Origin of the sequence: Microvirga sp. CF3016 (assembly GCF_036314085.1) — a bacterium.
GTDB lineage: Bacteria > Pseudomonadota > Alphaproteobacteria > Rhizobiales > Beijerinckiaceae > Microvirga.
The window spans coordinates 209915-225274 of record NZ_JAYGGM010000003.1 but is presented as its reverse complement, the minus strand read 5'-3'; the positions used below and the strand labels follow the sequence as shown (position 1 = coordinate 225274).

The following is a 15360-nucleotide window of genomic DNA, read 5'->3' as shown; positions in this document are numbered from 1 at the left end:
CGGGATCGGAACCTGGGGCGTTATGCTCATCCTGGATCGATCCGACGGGCGAGCGAGACACTCGATGATGCGCCGCTTTTATCTCTGCCTTGGCTATACGAGCCTCGCGCTCGGCATCGTCGGGATCTTCCTGCCGGTTCTGCCGACGACACCTTTCGTGCTCCTGGCGGCCTGGTTTTTTTCCCGATCGAATCCGGCTCTGGCCGCAAGGCTTTACGATCATCCTCGATTCGGTCCCCTGCTGACCGCATGGCGCGATCAGAAGGCCATTCCACTGCCCGCCAAGATCTGCGCGCTGACGGCGCTCGCCCTGTCCTACGTGCTGATCCTGTATCTCATCGAAAGCCGCATCCTGCTTGCCGTCCTCGCGGCGATCATGGGCAGCGTCGCTCTCTACATTGCGACGCGGCCGAGACCCCGCGACAATTGCGACGCGCCTTTGCCGAACGCCTGCGATCGCTAGCGCATCGGACGGAAAAGTGGACCCGGTTTTCCGGCTCATCCGATGCGCATAAATGAGTGGAGCATCGTATGGACCCCAAAAGTGCAAGCCGACTTTTGGGTCCGATGCTCGAGGATTCGGTACGCGCTCGTCGCTCTTCCGCAAGGCTATAGTAGAGCGGCAGCGAGGCAGAGCTTCTCGCCTTTGGCCCAGGTTGCGCCATGTTAAGGCCCAGGTTCCGGTTACGCTGCGGGCATCACGATTGAAGGAGCCCATCATGCGCAGCCTCAGCTTGTCGGTCTTCCTGCTTGCTTCAGCCGCGATGCTTGCGCCACTCCTGATCGCACTGGCCTATGCGGTCAGCGTGTTGGTATCGGCTCTGATGTTCCCCTGAAACGTGATCGACCTTTTGATTTCTCAATTGCGCAATTGTCCGGCGGCATGCGGCACACTGGCCGGGAACCGCATTTGCGAGTGAGCGTTGGACTGCGATTGTTAAACAGGACTTTTCTGATGCGAAAAATCGTTTGTCTTGCCGCTGCCGCAATCGGTTCAACCCTCCTCGCAGCCTCCCCGTCTCTGGCTCAGCCTACCTTTCAATTCGGCATCGGCCCGGATGGTCGCCCGCAGGTCGGCGTGCGCGATCCCGAGCAGGAGCGTTATGAGCGCCGCGAGCGCTGGCGCGAGCGCCGGGAGGAGGATCGTGCCCGCGCCTATGAGGCCGGCCGCCGGGATGCTCTGCGCGACGAGCGCCGTTACGAGAGCCGCTGCCGCAACATCATCATTCGAGAAGAGAACGAGTGGGGTCGTACCGTCGAGCGACGGGTTCGTCGCTGCGACTAACAACGGCATTTATGGTCCTCGCGCGGTGAGCCGCTCGGCTCGTTACGCGCGAGGATTGGCGATTTCCGCCGTGAGCCTGGGGAGTTCCTTGGTCATCCAATCCACCATCTGATCGCTGGTTTTCAGATGGCCCGGCATGGGAATGAAGGGCCCATGGGATTCGTAGATGGCCATCGGGTCGCGGGCGCCCAGGATGGGATCGAGATCGTTCTCGATTTCCGGCGTGATGGCTCTGCCGCCGAACCACGTGACAAGCAGCAGGAGCATCCCGACAGCGCCGGCCAGGACGACGAGCACGGATATTGCCAAGTCTGCGACCACCTGTTCTTTCCCTGAGCTCAGAAGGCTTCCTGGCAAGAGCCTAGCACCGAAAGACCCGCACTCCAATGCTGCAGGCATGTCGTGCAAGGCAGGGTCGCGCGGCATTTTTCGCGCATGCGAGGAACCGCGCTCAAGCGGTTTCGGTTGAGATTCATATCCCCTCGCCGAGCGCGGATGCGGTTCTTCGGCGGCTGCGAGGGAAGGGGTGCGGAGCGATCGATCCTGTCGATGGGAGGCGCTCATGAGAACGTACTATGTGTTCCAGTCCAAGAGAACTCCCGACCTGCGCGGCTTCACCGAGAGCGCAATGGGCGAAACGCTGCCCGCCGAACACGGGCCGTGGGCTCTCGAGCGACAGATCGGCCCCGATGACGAGTGGACGCTCAATGTCAGCCGGGCGGTGGTCGTCGCCGGCATTCTCGAGAACGGCTTCTATCTCTGGGGACCGATCGAGCGGTCGGACGTATGGCATCCGGTGATCGCAAGCGACCGGGTGGAAGGCACGGCCGTCTACGGCCCGGACGAGACGCAGATCGGCACCATCAAGCGCCTGCTGATCGAGAAGGTGAGCGGGCGGGTTCTCTACGTCGATGTGACCTTCGGGGGCTTTCTGGGCCTCGGGGTGCATCATCATACGATCCCATGGGACAAGCTGTCCTACGACAAGGAACTCGAAGGCTACCGCACCGATGTGACCGAGGCCCAGGTGCAGGCCGCCCCGGCGTTCTACGGCGACGATCGGATCTGGCCCGACCGCAAGCGGGAGCAGGAGATGCGGGATTACTGGCACGATATCCCGAGAGGTCCGATCTGAGCGCACGGCCTGCCCCGCAGGAGCCGCGCCCTTAGAGCATCGGTCCCAAAAGTGGAATCCACTTTTGGGACCAATCCGATGGTCCAAACTATGACCGGCGCATGGTGCGGAAAAGTGGGGCCCGGTTTTCGCTGACGTGGCCCTCTGAGTCCGCACCATGCGCCGGTGAGCAAAGCCTCACGGCAGGAGCGCGGGACTGCTATGATGGCCTCATCCCCGATTCCAGGAGGGTGCCATGATCGAGCATGTGTTCAAAATCGGCCAAGCCGTGCGGCCCAAAGCGACCTGCCACAGCCTTCCGAACGATCTTTTCCGGGTTCTGCGGCTCCTGCCCTCAACGGCCGGAGGCGTGCCGCTCTACTGCATCAAGAGCCAGGCGGAGCTGATCGAGCGCGTCGTCGAACAAAGCGACATCGAGGCGGCGCTGCGCTAGCGCCCGAGTCGAGCTTGGCCGCGAGCTTTCCTCGCCTTGCGTATTCGGCCCCGATGCCGATCGTTGTTTGTAGTTGTTTCTCGGCGCTTCCTCGTACAGTCGTGATCTGCGAGGATGATGCATCCTGTCGTTCCATTCCATGAAACGTAAAGCGAAGTAACGCGTTGATCATCAAACGACAATACGTGGAGATGGAATGATGAAGAAATCAGCTTGGCTCTTGGCAGCCGCTCTCATCGGTTCGAGCCTCGTCGTATCGACACCTTCGTCGGCCCAGGTGCAGTTCGGCATCGGTCCCGATGGTCCGAGCGTCCAGGTCGGGCCGGACCGCGACCGCGACCGTTACGAGCGCCGCTACATCGAGCGCCGCCGCGTCTACGACCGTGATGACCTGTCGACCGGCAGCGTCGAACGCTGCCGCACCGTGGTGATCCGCGAGGAGGAACCAAACGGCGACATCGTCACCCGCCGCGTGCGCCGCTGCCGCTAACGTCAAAACCGATCCTGTTGAAATGCCTGAGGGGCGCTGCCTCTCAGGCGTTCTCCTTTGGTCCGATTCGGGCATGAGCCGGTCATGCGACCGCCGCATGCAGCGTTGGGCGTGAATCCACCTCGGCGGTAATGGCCAGCGTCATCATGCGCCCGCGATTGATCAGGGCAACGACGGTGGACGCCAGCGACAGGGCGGCGCGATCCGAGCGCCCGAGCTGCAGGCCATGCACGTAAAGCCGCATGAGCTCGACCGTCACATAGTGGAAGGCGACCTCGGACCCGCGCGCCAGCTTCATGCGGCGCGAGGCCGTCACCAGCTTGTCGAGGTAGAGCGATTGCTCGATCGGCGACTCCGCCAGAAAGCCGCTCAGGCCCCCGAACATGTGCTCGAAATGATCCCACAGGAGAGACAGGTTCTTGGCCGCCTTGTCCTGCTGGTCCGGTGAAAGCGCCTGGAACTCGGCCAGAAGCTCCCAGGCGGGGTCGCTGTCGATCGCCTTGTCCTCGGCACTGGCCAGCGGGACGAACGGCAGAAGCGCCCGTGTGTGGGAGACCAAAGTGGGACGCAGCGCGTCCCATCGGGCGAACACCTTGGGCAGGACGATCAGGGCGGTGGCAAGAACGGTCTGATCGGTGACCGTGCCGACGCGCGCGAGCGCCGGTTGCGCCGCCTTCCGGCAGGTCTCGATGAACTGCCAGCGCAGAAGGCAGAGCCTGTAGAACTGTTCGATTTTCTCGATGAGCCCGTTTTGCGGTTGATGATCGACAGACCACGGAAAGGTAAAGTCACTTCGGGACTGGGGCGGGCTGCTCATGAGGCTGATGATCCGATCCGCAAATCGCTTCCGACACAGGTTCGGTCATACAGGTCCAATCCAGGCAACTTTGAGGCTCGGACACCCTGTGACGTAAGTACGTTTGGTCGCAGGGGAATCTTGTCCTTCAATGGCGTTTCGGGGCCCCGTCGATCGTCGGGCCGGCCTGTGCGGGCGCAGACGGACCGAGCGGCACAGTCTTGAACCTTGGCCTGCCATCCTTACATCTCAGGTGACCCCGATCCGGGCCCCTCTGACGCAAGCCGTGCCGGCGCTCGCGTGATGTCGGATCTTTTCATGATCCGAAGCCGGCCAGAGGTGAGAATGCTTCAAGAACTCCTGTCCGCCGTGGTCAGCGTGCTGATCGTCGATCCGCTCCAGGCGGAGATGAGCGAGCGCCTGGCCCAGGTCCGTGCGCCCCAGGCCATCATCGCCGATGTGCGAGCATGCGCTCAATCCTCCCTGCCGACGCTCGCCGACCGCGCGATGGCCGAGCCGCTCTGGGTCGTCACGACCACGCTCGACGTTTGGACCGGCCGCACCGCCCCCGAAGGGGTTCTCGGCGGCACGTCGGCCCAATGCGATGCGGCGGTGAAGGCGGCGAGGGTTTATCTGGAGAGCCGCGGGGCGTGAGCCGTTCGGGCTTTATGGGCGCTCATATGGCGGGACGATAGGCAGCCAGAGCTGTTGGGCGTAGCGCCCGCCGAGCAACCAAGAAACGGCCCAAGCGTTGTTTTCTTGATTGTAGCCATCTCGGCTGAGGACTCGTTACCAGCAAGCGGCTTGGCCGGTGGCCGGGTTGGCGACGTTCTTCCTGACTTCAGGAGAATGGAGCCATGGTGCGAGCATTTTCATTAGCTGTTGCATGTATCTTTGCTCTCACCGCTGCGGCCGAGAGTGCACCATCCCGAAAGCGCAATCCTTCTGCTCAGGAACAATCGAAGCCCCAGCAGGCAGGGCAGGAACCGGACGAGTTCCGGTCGTGCGACGTATCGGTCCGCGAGTTCGTTCAAGGGCGAAAGGAAGCCGCGGCTCTTCCCGTCACGGAGGTCAAGGTCGACGGTCTGCGGATGACGTTGAACTTCGTCCACCTCTATGGCGAGAGTGGAGATACGCCGCCCAATCTGGCCTTCACGCGAGGTGAATCAATCGAAGAACGCCGCAAGGCCTTGAACGAGGCAAAGCAACGAGCACGGCTGCTGGCTGAAGCGGCCAGGACGGGAAACGTCTGGTACGTCATAGCCGTGAGGAAGGAGAACGATCCGGGCGACGAGCGGCGTAACATCATGAATTCCTCGACGAGCGACGCTCAGCAACCGTCTGCCAATGCTGTGGTGATGGCGAGCATCGAGGGACGCTGCATAACGGTTTCGCAGTATGAGAACATTCCTGTCGGGAGCCTGGGTCCGGATCTGCAGCAGGCTCTCGGTCAGCAGGAGAAAGAGGCATCACCAGTCGAAAAACCCCCGCCGTCACCCCCGTCCTGAGGATAAGGAACATGTCCGGACAGGCAGCATCAACGGCTCGCCTATACGACGGAGGCGAGCTCCGCTCGCACTTGGAAGCAAGTCTCTGAAAAGCTTGGTGGAGCTGAGGGGATTCGAACCCCTGACCTCTGCAGTGCGATTGCAGCGCTCTCCCATCTGAGCTACAGCCCCGGTCGATTCAATCGAGCCAAGTGGCGCAAGTTTTAGGCCTGCCGGCTTTGATCTGTCAATCGGGCCGGCGAAGGACTGGAGCGGCATCCGAACGGGAAAAGGCAGCGCTGCCAGGGCGGTTATGGGTTGTTCGGCCCCGCTTCAATCGTTACATGAGCAAAGCCGATCCCTGACAGGTTTCCCATGCGCGCGCTCCTCAACGTCATTCTGCTGGCCTTGCAGCTCTATACCTATCTCATCGTCGCCTCGGCGGTCCTGAGCTGGCTCGTGGCCTTCAACGTGGTCAACACCCGCAACGATTTCGTCCGCTCGATCTGGAACTTCCTGGATGCGGTGACCGAGCCGGTCCTCAGGCCGATCCGGAGCATCCTGCCCAATCTCGGGGGCGTCGATATCTCGCCCATCATCCTGATCCTGCTGATCATTTTCATCCAGAACCTGATCGTCGACTACCTGATGCCAATCGCTTTCTAAGAGGGAGCCAGCCCTTGGCCTGGAGCATCCGCCCCGACGGGCTCGACATCCGGGTCCGGGTGACGCCCCGGGGCGGGCGGGATGCGATCGACGGGGTCGAGGCCCTGTCGGACGGCAAGGCCGTGCTGAAGGTCCGGGTCAGGGCCGCGCCGGAGGACGGTGCGGCGAACGAGGCGGTCCGGCGCCTGCTCGCCAAGGCTCTGAAGCGTCCAGCCTCGGCGGTGAGCCTGGAGACGGGCGCCACCGCCCGGCTGAAAACTTTTCTCGTTTCGGGCGAAGGAGACAGGCTTGCCGCCGCCCTCGCCGCTTTGACAGGACGGAACACCCCATGAGCGCCACGATCATCGACGGAAAAGCCTATGCCGAGGGATTGCGCTCCCGCATCGCCGGAGCCGTGAAGAGCTTGGGAGAGAAGGGCGTCACGCCCGGTCTTGCGGTGGTGATCGTCGGCGAGGATCCGGCGAGCCAGCTCTATGTGAAGAACAAGGCGCGCCAGACCGTCGAGGTCGGCATGCGCTCCTTCGAGCACAAGCTTCCGGCCACCACCGGCGAGGCCGAGCTCCTCGACCTCGTCGCCCGGCTCAACGCCGATCCGGCCGTGGACGGCATCCTTGTGCAATTGCCGCTGCCGAAGCAGATCGACGCGCAGAAGGTGATCGAGGCCATCGATCCGGCGAAAGACGTGGACGGCTTCCATCCCATCAATGCCGGACGGCTGATGACCGGCGTGCCGGGCCTCGTCTCCTGCACGCCCCTGGGGTGCCTGCTGCTGGCGCAATCGGTGCGACGGGATCTTTCGGGCCTCAACGCCGTGGTGGTCGGGCGCTCCAACATCGTCGGCAAGCCCATGGCGCAACTGCTCATCGCCCAGAGCTGCACGGTGACGGTGGCCCATTCGAAGACCCGTGATCTTCCAGCGGTCTGCCGCGGCGCCGACATCCTCGTCGCCGCCGTGGGGCGGCCTGAGATGGTGCGCGGCGATTGGGTGAAGCCCGGCGCCATCGTGATCGACGTGGGCATCAATCGGGTGCCGAATCCGGCCGCCGGTGAGGGCAAGACCAAGGTGGTGGGGGACGTGGCCTATGCGGAAGCGGCCGAGGTCGCCTCCGCCATCACGCCGGTTCCCGGCGGCGTCGGCCCGATGACCATCGCGTGCCTCCTGCGCAACACGCTCGAGGCCGCCTGCCTGCGGCGTGGGCTCGCCATGCCGGCGGTGGATTTCGCCAAAATTTAGTTAGGCCAGCTTTCGTGTTGCAAGAAGCAAGCAATTCACAACTGTGCAAAGCGAAAGCCTCGACTGCAACCACAGCTTCTGGCAGTCAGAAAGAAAGTGGGGGCAACAATGACACTGACAACAGAGCAACATCTTCTCATTGAAACGCGGGTCACGAATGAGGGGCCGAGTGTTGTAGTAGCCTATCTCTTCTGGTTCTTTCTCGGGATATTTTCGGCACACCGTTTTTATCTTGGGCGTCCCGGCACGGCGATCCTTCAGATACTCTCCTATTTTATCCTGATTGGATTTCTCTGGCTTCTCATCGATGCTTTCCTGATTCCTGGGATGGTGCGTAGCAAGCAGCAAGACATCAGGCAGCGCCTTGCTTACCAGCTCAGTGCTCAGTCAGGTCTGATCCCGGCATAGGGCTAACGCTCCTCGACCTGGCGCTCCAAGGTGGGCTGATCACAGCTCAAACCCTCCTCCCCCTTGTGGGGAGGAGTTGGAGGTGGGGGTGTGAGCGAGTGCCTATGAAGGTGAGGCGCCAACACCCTCACCCTGGCCCTCCCCACAAGGGGGAGGGAAGATGCGCTTCGGCCTGATCAGTTTGCCGCGAAGCAGTAGAACAGCCCGGCGCCGCCGGTGCCGCGCAGGGCGTCCTGGCTGCAGCCGCCGCGGGAGGCGTGCGAGGAGTTCCAGGACTTGGCGGGCGGTGAGTCGTCGAGCCCCATGCGGTCGTGATGCCCCGTCATGGCCGCGCCGTCCGTGCCGCTCTTCGTCCAGTTGCCGCAGGTCATGTCCTGGCTGCCCGCGAAGGCGGTGCCGTCTGCTTGAGATCCGGTGAGGATGTCGTGCTGGTTCGGCTGGTCGCCGCGTCCCTTCACCATCTCGCCCTTCTCGGTCAGCGCCGTCTGCTTGGTGAGATTGTTGTTGGCGCCGTGCAGGTCCGCCACGTCCTTGGCGATCACGACGCCCTTGGCGTTCTGCCACGGCCCGCGGCCGATCCGGTCCCGGGCATTGACGGCCGTGGCGCCGCCCGTCGCCTGTGTCGACAGATAAGCCCGCCACATCTTGCCGCGAATGCCGGCGGCTTCGGCAAGGGTCTGGCAATGCCGGTCCGCCCCTTCGAGCCCGCCGAGATCCGCGCCCTTGCCGGAGCCGACGCTGGTCACGAAGAACGTGGTCTCCTGAGCGCTCTGGGCCTGAGCAGGGCTCAGGGGCGCGAAGGTCAAAACGCTCATGGCGGCGATAAGCGAGAGGCGGTCCATTCCACGCATTGCTTCCTCCTTGATGGTGTCGCACCGTCCTTGTTCGGGACGGACGGCTCTACAGACGATCCGGTGAGGATCATCATTCCATCCTCACGTCGTTTTGAAGGCGGGCGGGAGAGGGGCGCGCTCGCGATTGCGCGAGCGGTCAGGTTCATTGAGAATGCGCTGAAAGTTTGTTCAATTAACCTTTGCAGTCATTGCTTGCATAGTTTTTACCTCTTCTGCGAGCGATGAGATGACCTCATTGAAACTATTAATATAGTGAAGACTCGGGATAATGAACTCCGACACTTCGCTGGGCTCTTTAGCTTTGGCTTCCGCCAGGCGTTGAACTGTGGCCACCATCTGACGCTGAAGGTTTTCACGAAAGGTTTGTCCGCATGTAGTGGGGGTGAACCGCCAGCGATACTTTGAATTCTTATCTGCCTTGACGATCTGGTCTTTCAGCTTTTTCCAATCGTCGCAGAGCCTGTCGATGTCGCGGAACTGAGTCTCTAACGAGCCCGCAAACCGTGTCGCTTCCTTCTCAACTCTGGCAAGACTGTCCCGAATCTTTGCGGTTCTATCAGATAGCTCTTTCTTTCTTGCGTCCTCGGCCTTTGCCTTCAGGTCAGCATCGATTCGTTGCTTCAAAGCTGTGAGGCGTTCTGCAATGGCTTTGTTCCCAATGTCATTCAAAGTCAGTTTTGCGTTACCAAGTTTCGTGTGCTTAATCTTTGCATCCAAATCCATCCGACATTCTGTTTTGATACGTCCCAGCATGTCTGCGGGGGCATCCTTGTAAATCTCTTCATCCAAGCCGGATATCAGCCGAACGCATTCGACAGTCTTATTTGAGATCTGAAGATCAGATTCGTCGGTGAACATAGTTCTTTCGCCAAAAAGAAGCACGAGTTGCTCATCTGTTAATATCTCACTCTCGGCCTGACACCCGCTCAAGAACAGGAAGCAAGTTGCTATTACTCGCGACAGGCTCAAGGTCCGTGAGAGCGAGAGCTTTTCAATAGACATCTGAGCCATCTTGTACACCATCACAAAGCAACGATTTAGATCAGCTGCTTATAAATTTGTGATTCTTGTCAGGCAATATGCCTTAAATGCATTCAAGTAATTCTATAGAAGATAAAAATATCATAAATGTGTTACCGATAAATATTGCTGTTTTAGATATGCTATTCATCGCCAGGTAATGGTAAATCTCTTTTATCAGCTCCCTTTTTGTTGTCGCAAATGCTCCACCAATTGCCGTGCCGAAGGCGGCAGGTCCTTTAGGGAGCGGATACACAGCGTCAGGTCGCGGGCCGCCCAAGCATCCTCCAGTTCGACCGGGATGATGGCCGTGGTGCGGGCGGCGCGGCGGGCGGTGGTCTCGGGCACGATGCCGAGGCCCACGCCGGCCTCCACCATGCGGCAGACCGCATCGAAGCTGCGCAGCTGCACCCGCAGGCGGATGGGCTTGCCGATGCGCGTGGCCTTGCCGGCGAGGAAGCGCTGGAGGGCGCTCGCCCGGTCCAGGCCGACGAAGTCATGCTCCAGCACCTCGGCGAACGGGATGCTGGCCCGGGAGGCGAGGGCGTGGCCCTTCGGCACCACGAGCACGAAGCGGTCGCTGCGGAACGGGTAGGTTTCGAGCCGCCCGGTATCGACGGTGCCAGCCACGATCCCGAGATCGCCGACGCCCTCGGCGATCAGGCCCACGATCTCGTCGCTCAGGCGCTCCTCCAAGTCGATGGACACCTGCGGATGCTCGGCCAGGAAGGCGCCGAGGGCCTCGGGCAGGAACTCCGTGAGGGCGTTGGTGTTGGAGAGGATCCGGATCTGGCCGGTCAGTCCGCCCGTATAGGAGCCCAGATCCTCCCGCAGGCGCTCGGCCTGCGCGAGGAGGGCGCGGGCATGCTGGAGCAGGGTCCGGCCGGCAGGCGTCGGGGTCACCCCGGCCCGGGTTCGTAGGAGGAGGGGAGCGCCAAGGGACTTTTCCATGTTGCGGATGCGGGTGCTTGCCGCCGCCAGCGCCAGATGGGCCCGTTCGGCCCCGTGGGTAATGCTGCCCGCCTCGACCACATGCCGGAAGAGGCTCAGATCGGTCAGATCGAATTGCATCGCTATCCTTCGTCATTCGCGAAGGGAGATAAGAATAATTAAAAATTGTGCGATAAGCGAGCCTGGTGCAAACTTCGCGGCTGACGAAGTGTGTCTCCTGCCGCGCGTTCGGCAGAAGGTGCATTGCGGTGTTGCCGCGCTTCCATTACGAACCATTCCAAACTACGGGCGGCCGACGTCGCCGATCAGGAGTGAACACCATGGCTGAGGCGAAAGTGGCCCCGCGGCCCTTGTCCCCGCATCTTCAGGTCTACAAGTGGAGCTGGACGATGGCGATGTCCGTCGCCCACCGTCTCACGGGCATCGCGCTCTATGGGGGCATCGCGCTCTTCGCCATCTGGCTCGTGGCCCTGGCCTCCGGGCCCTCGGCTTTCGACGCCGTGCAGTGGTTCTTCGGCTCGCCCCTCGGGTACCTGATCCTGTTCGCCTACACCTGGATCCTGATGCACCACATGCTCGGCGGCGTGCGCCACCTGGTGTGGGATTTCGGCCATGGCATGGAGCCGGCGCAGCGCATCAACATGGCCCGCTTCACCCTCGTCGGCTCAATCACCCTGACCCTGGCGATCTGGGTCGTCGCCTTCCTCGTGTTCTAAGGAGTAGGACTCATGGCCGACAACAGGGCTGACACCCGCGTTTCCATGCGCACCCCGCTCGCCCGTGTGAAGGGCCTCGGCGCCTCCGGGCACGGGGTCGAGCATTGGTGGATCCACCGCATGACGGCGGCGTCAAACATCCCCCTCATCATCGCCTTCGTGATCATCGTCGCGTCGCTCGCGGCCTCCCCGTCCTACCAGGAGGCAATTGCGGTCATCTCGCATCCGCTGGTCGCGATCATCCTGATCCTCGCGGTGATCTCAGTCACGAACCACATGCGGCTCGGCATGCAGATCGTCATCGAGGACTACGTCCACGACAAAGGCCAGAAGATCGCCGCCGTCATGGCGAACAACTTCTATGCCGTGATCGTCGGGGTGGCCTGCCTCTACGCCATCCTCAAGGTCAGCCTCGGCCGCATCCTCGCTTAAGGAATTCACACATGGCTCAAGCAACGAACGGCGCCGCCGTTAACGGCAAGGCCTACAATATCATCGACCATACCTTCGATGTGGTGATCGTCGGCGCGGGCGGCGCGGGTCTTCGCGCCACCGTCGGCTGCTCGCAGGCCGGCCTGCGCACCGCCTGCATCACCAAGGTGTTCCCGACCCGCTCGCACACGGTGGCGGCGCAGGGCGGCATTTCTGCCTCGCTCGGCAACATGGGGCCAGACGATTGGCGCTGGCACATGTACGACACTGTGAAGGGCTCCGACTGGCTCGGCGACCAGGATGCCATCGAGTATCTCGTGCGCAACGCGCCCGCCGCCGTCTACGAGCTGGAGCACTGGGGCGTTCCTTTCTCCCGCACGGCCGAGGGCAAGATCTATCAGCGTCCCTTCGGCGGCATGACGACGGATTTCGGCAAGGGCACGGCGCAGCGCACCTGCGCGGCCGCCGACCGCACGGGCCACGCGATCCTGCACACGCTCTACGGCCAGGCGGTGCGTAACCAGACCAACTTCTTCATCGAGTATTTCGCCCTCGACCTGATGATGGATTCCGACGGCCGCTGCATCGGCGTCGTGGCCCTGAACCAGTCCACCGGCGAGATCCACCGCTTCCGCGCCCACATGACGATCCTGGCCACGGGCGGCTACGGACGCGCCTATTTCTCGGCCACTTCGGCCCATACCTGCACGGGCGACGGCAACGCCATGGTGCTCCGCGCCGGCCTGCCGCTGCAGGACATGGAGTTCGTGCAGTTTCACCCGACCGGCATCTACGGCTCCGGCTGCCTCATCACCGAGGGCGCGCGCGGCGAGGGCGGATATCTCACCAACTCGGAAGGCGAGCGCTTCATGGAGCGCTACGCGCCGTCCGCCAAGGACCTGGCCTCCCGTGACGTGGTCTCGCGCGCCATGACCATGGAGATCCGCGCCGGCCGCGGCGTCGGCAAGAACAAGGACCACATCTATCTCCACCTCGACCATCTCGATCCGAAGATCTTGCACGAGCGGCTGCCCGGCATCTCGGAGAGCGCGAAGATCTTCGCCGGCGTCGACGTGACCAAGGAGCCGATCCCGGTCCTGCCGACCGTCCACTACAACATGGGTGGCATCCCGACGAACTATCACGGCGAGGTGCTGACCCTGAAGAACGGCAACCCGGACACGGTGGTGCCCGGCCTGATGGCGCTCGGCGAAGCGGCCTGCGTGTCCGTGCACGGGGCGAACCGCCTCGGCTCGAACTCGCTCATCGACCTCGTGGTGTTCGGCCGCGCGGCGGGCCTGCGCTGCGCCGAGATCCTGGAGCCGAACGCCCGCCACGCGGACCTGCCCAAGAACGCCGACGAGCTCGCGCTCTCGCGCCTCGACAAGTTCCGCCACGCCAATGGCTCGACCTCGACGGCGGAGCTGCGCCTCCAGATGCAGAAGACGATGCAGAACAACTGCGCGGTGTTCCGCACCGGCGAGGTTCTGGAAGAAGGCCGCAAGCTCATCCACGACGTGTGGAACGCGGCCGCCGACATCAAGGTCACGGACCGCTCCCTGATCTGGAACACGGACCTCCTCGAGACCCTGGAGTTCGACAACCTGATCGGCCAGGCGGTCGTCACCATGGAGGGCGCGGCGAACCGCGAGGAATCCCGCGGCGCCCATGCCCGCGAGGACTTCTCCGAGCGCGACGACAAGAACTGGATGAAGCACACCCTGGCCTGGCTTGACGACACCTCGCACAAGGTGACCCTCGATTACCGCCCGGTGCACACCTACACCATGTCGAACGACATCCAGTACATCGAGCCCAAGGCTCGCGTGTACTAAGGAAGACGAAAAACGATGGCTCAGTTCACTCTTCCCAAGAACTCCCGGTACACCGAAGGCAAGACTTGGCCGAAGCCGGCCGGCGCCTCGAACGTCCAGGAATTCCGCATCTACCGCTGGAACCCGGACGACGGGCAGAACCCGCGCATCGACACCTATTACGTCGACCGGGACGATTGCGGCCCGATGGTTCTCGACGCGCTGTTGTGGATCAAGAACAACGTCGATTCGACGCTGGTCTTCCGCCGCTCCTGCCGCGAGGGCATCTGCGGCTCCTGCGCCATGAACATCATGGGCGGCAACACGCTCGCCTGCACGCTCGGCATCGACGATTGCGCGTCGGATTCCATCAAGATCTATCCGCTGCCGCACATGCCGGTGCTCAAGGATCTGGTGCCCGACCTGACGAGCTTCTTCGCCCAGCACGCCTCCATCGAGCCCTGGCTCCAGACGGTGACGGCAGAGCCGGAGACGGAGTGGCGTCAGACCCCGGAGGAGCGCTCCAAGCTCGACGGCCTCTACGAGTGCATTCTCTGCGCCTGCTGCACCACCTCCTGCCCGAGCTATTGGTGGAACGGCGACCGGTTCCTGGGGCCGGCAGCCCTGCTCCAGGCCTATCGCTGGCTGATCGACAGCCGTGACGAGAACACCGGCGAGCGCCTCGACAACCTGCACGATCCGTTCCGGCTCTACCGCTGCCACACGATCATGAACTGCGCGAACACCTGCCCCAAGGGCCTCAACCCGGCCAAGGCCATCGCCGAGGTCAAGAAGATGATGATCGCGCGGGTCGTGTGACGCTTCCTTGCAACAACTTCACGAAAAGGCGCCCCGGGCGCCTTTTTTTGTCTCTGCCGATCCCATATGTCGAAGCCGGAACCATGTCGGCCTGGGTTCATATTCCTCTCTATACCCTGGGCTGCCATAACCCGTCCGAATGGACGGCCATGCATGCGAGGACCAAGATGACGAAGCCTCTGTGGCTGACGACCGCCGTACTCTGCTCCGCCCTGGCGCTCGGCGCGTGCTCCTCGACCCGCCTCGGCGGACCGCCGGCCCGCGGTGCTGCGGCGCCGATTACCGAGGCTCCTCCGGTCGAAGCCGTGCCGTCCGGGCCGGTCGAGGCGGCGCCGCTGCCGCCGCTCGCCGGCGCGCCCATGGCACCCGAGATGACTGCTCCCCCGGCCGGCGGCACCGACATCGCGGGCCTGCCGCCGGCACCTCCGCCGCCGACCCTCGGGTCACCTGCGCCCGCTCCCGCCCCGGCCCCGTCCAGCCGCACCGCCATGGTCGGCAACTGGAGCGTTCAGACCTCCGGCGGCTCGTGCCGGGTCCAGCTTTCGAGCTCGCCCGCCCTCGATCTCTACCGGGCATCGGCGTCCGGCTGCTCGAACCAGGACCTGTCCAAGGTCAATGCCTGGGACTACCGTGACGGCGAGGTCTATCTCTACCAAACCGGCGGCTCGGTGGCGGCGCGCCTGCGCGGCTCGTCCTCGTCGCTCAGCGGTGTGCTCGCCAAGTCCGGGGCCCCTCTGTCCCTTACGCGCTGAGCCCGGAAACCGGCCCATTTCCGGCAAAAATCGACCTGAAGACGTTTGCGCTCCCGGGCGGGGAAGGA

The 15360-nt window shown here is 62.9% G+C and carries 21 protein-coding genes and 1 tRNA gene; 16 read left to right on the top strand and 6 right to left on the bottom strand.

The window, feature by feature from the left end:
- Window positions 1–64 precede the first annotated feature (64 nt).
- Complete coding sequence (locus tag VB672_RS05590; protein WP_442931915.1) at window positions 65–463, top strand: YbaN family protein; 399 nt, start codon at window positions 65–67, stop codon at window positions 461–463.
- Between the two features lie 492 nt (window positions 464–955).
- Complete coding sequence (locus tag VB672_RS05585) at window positions 956–1285, top strand: hypothetical protein (RefSeq protein WP_329783188.1); 330 nt, start codon at window positions 956–958, stop codon at window positions 1283–1285.
- Window positions 1286–1327: 42 nt separating this feature from the next.
- Here VB672_RS05585 and VB672_RS05580 read toward each other — a convergent pair whose 3' ends face one another.
- Window positions 1328–1606, bottom strand: coding sequence for a hypothetical protein (locus VB672_RS05580; protein WP_329783187.1), 279 nt, complete (start codon window positions 1604–1606; stop codon window positions 1328–1330).
- 241 nt (window positions 1607–1847) lie between these two features.
- Here VB672_RS05580 and VB672_RS05575 point away from each other — a divergent pair, with 241 nt between their 5' ends.
- From VB672_RS05575 to VB672_RS05565, 3 genes are all read left to right on the top strand, one after another.
- Window positions 1848–2420: a PRC-barrel domain-containing protein gene (locus tag VB672_RS05575; protein ID WP_329783186.1), complete on the top strand. Its 573-nt coding sequence runs from the start codon at window positions 1848–1850 to the stop codon at window positions 2418–2420.
- 235 nt (window positions 2421–2655) lie between these two features.
- The gene (locus VB672_RS05570; RefSeq protein WP_329783185.1) at window positions 2656–2853 is read left to right on the top strand and encodes a hypothetical protein; all 198 of its coding nucleotides are present in this window, start codon (window positions 2656–2658) and stop codon (window positions 2851–2853) included.
- A gap of 199 nt (window positions 2854–3052) precedes the next feature.
- A complete protein-coding gene (locus VB672_RS05565) occupies window positions 3053–3343 on the top strand; it encodes a hypothetical protein (protein ID WP_329783184.1) in 291 nt (96 codons plus the stop codon).
- An 82-nt stretch (window positions 3344–3425) separates the two neighbouring features.
- Here the strand turns inward: VB672_RS05565 and VB672_RS05560 are convergent, their stop codons facing one another.
- The gene (locus tag VB672_RS05560; protein WP_329783183.1) at window positions 3426–4160 is read right to left on the bottom strand and encodes a hypothetical protein; all 735 of its coding nucleotides are present in this window, start codon (window positions 4158–4160) and stop codon (window positions 3426–3428) included.
- Between the two features lie 324 nt (window positions 4161–4484).
- Here VB672_RS05560 and VB672_RS05555 point away from each other — a divergent pair, with 324 nt between their 5' ends.
- Together VB672_RS05555 and VB672_RS05550 are read left to right on the top strand one after the other, a co-directional pair.
- On the top strand, window positions 4485–4793 hold the full coding sequence (locus tag VB672_RS05555) for a hypothetical protein (protein WP_329783182.1): 309 nt from the start codon (window positions 4485–4487) through the stop codon (window positions 4791–4793).
- Between the two features lie 203 nt (window positions 4794–4996).
- Window positions 4997–5647: a hypothetical protein gene (locus VB672_RS05550; RefSeq protein ID WP_329783181.1), complete on the top strand. Its 651-nt coding sequence runs from the start codon at window positions 4997–4999 to the stop codon at window positions 5645–5647.
- A 95-nt stretch (window positions 5648–5742) separates the two neighbouring features.
- Here the strand turns inward: VB672_RS05550 and VB672_RS05545 are convergent.
- Window positions 5743–5818: transfer RNA gene (locus VB672_RS05545), tRNA-Ala, on the bottom strand.
- Window positions 5819–6001: 183 nt separating this feature from the next.
- On the opposite strand from VB672_RS05545, the gene VB672_RS05540 reads away from it, so the two are divergent.
- From VB672_RS05540 to VB672_RS05525, 4 genes are all read left to right on the top strand, one after another.
- Window positions 6002–6292, top strand: a complete 291-nt coding sequence (locus VB672_RS05540; protein WP_329783180.1) for a YggT family protein — start codon at window positions 6002–6004, stop codon at window positions 6290–6292.
- Window positions 6293–6306: 14 nt separating this feature from the next.
- Entirely contained in the window at window positions 6307–6624 is a 318-nt protein-coding gene (locus tag VB672_RS05535; RefSeq protein WP_329783179.1) for a DUF167 family protein, read from the top strand.
- The gene (gene folD, locus VB672_RS05530; protein ID WP_329783178.1) at window positions 6621–7526 is read left to right on the top strand and encodes a bifunctional methylenetetrahydrofolate dehydrogenase/methenyltetrahydrofolate cyclohydrolase FolD; all 906 of its coding nucleotides are present in this window, start codon (window positions 6621–6623) and stop codon (window positions 7524–7526) included. The genes VB672_RS05535 and folD overlap by 4 nt, the downstream gene beginning before the upstream one ends.
- Before the next feature lie 108 nt (window positions 7527–7634).
- On the top strand, window positions 7635–7934 hold the full coding sequence (locus VB672_RS05525; protein ID WP_329783177.1) for a TM2 domain-containing protein: 300 nt from the start codon (window positions 7635–7637) through the stop codon (window positions 7932–7934).
- A gap of 176 nt (window positions 7935–8110) precedes the next feature.
- Here VB672_RS05525 and VB672_RS05520 read toward each other — a convergent pair whose 3' ends face one another.
- The 3 genes from VB672_RS05520 to VB672_RS05510 form a co-directional block, all read right to left on the bottom strand.
- Entirely contained in the window at window positions 8111–8749 is a 639-nt protein-coding gene (locus tag VB672_RS05520; protein ID WP_442931931.1) for a hypothetical protein, read from the bottom strand.
- Between the two features lie 207 nt (window positions 8750–8956).
- A complete protein-coding gene (locus tag VB672_RS05515) occupies window positions 8957–9799 on the bottom strand; it encodes a hypothetical protein (protein WP_329783176.1) in 843 nt (280 codons plus the stop codon).
- Between the two features lie 186 nt (window positions 9800–9985).
- Window positions 9986–10879, bottom strand: coding sequence for a LysR substrate-binding domain-containing protein (locus VB672_RS05510; protein WP_329783175.1), 894 nt, complete (start codon window positions 10877–10879; stop codon window positions 9986–9988).
- Window positions 10880–11079: 200 nt separating this feature from the next.
- On the opposite strand from VB672_RS05510, the gene sdhC reads away from it, so the two are divergent.
- The 5 genes from sdhC (at window position 11080) to VB672_RS05485 (ending at window position 15292) form a co-directional block, all read left to right on the top strand.
- On the top strand, window positions 11080–11475 hold the full coding sequence (gene sdhC / locus VB672_RS05505) for a succinate dehydrogenase, cytochrome b556 subunit (RefSeq protein ID WP_329783174.1): 396 nt from the start codon (window positions 11080–11082) through the stop codon (window positions 11473–11475).
- Window positions 11476–11487: 12 nt separating this feature from the next.
- On the top strand, window positions 11488–11907 hold the full coding sequence (gene sdhD, locus VB672_RS05500) for a succinate dehydrogenase, hydrophobic membrane anchor protein (protein WP_329783173.1): 420 nt from the start codon (window positions 11488–11490) through the stop codon (window positions 11905–11907).
- An 11-nt stretch (window positions 11908–11918) separates the two neighbouring features.
- Entirely contained in the window at window positions 11919–13742 is a 1824-nt protein-coding gene (gene sdhA / locus VB672_RS05495; protein WP_329783172.1) for a succinate dehydrogenase flavoprotein subunit, read from the top strand.
- 15 nt (window positions 13743–13757) lie between these two features.
- On the top strand, window positions 13758–14540 hold the full coding sequence (locus VB672_RS05490) for a succinate dehydrogenase iron-sulfur subunit (protein ID WP_329783171.1): 783 nt from the start codon (window positions 13758–13760) through the stop codon (window positions 14538–14540).
- Window positions 14541–14707: 167 nt separating this feature from the next.
- Window positions 14708–15292, top strand: coding sequence for an AprI/Inh family metalloprotease inhibitor (locus VB672_RS05485; protein ID WP_329783170.1), 585 nt, complete (start codon window positions 14708–14710; stop codon window positions 15290–15292).
- Window positions 15293–15360: the final 68 nt, after the last annotated feature.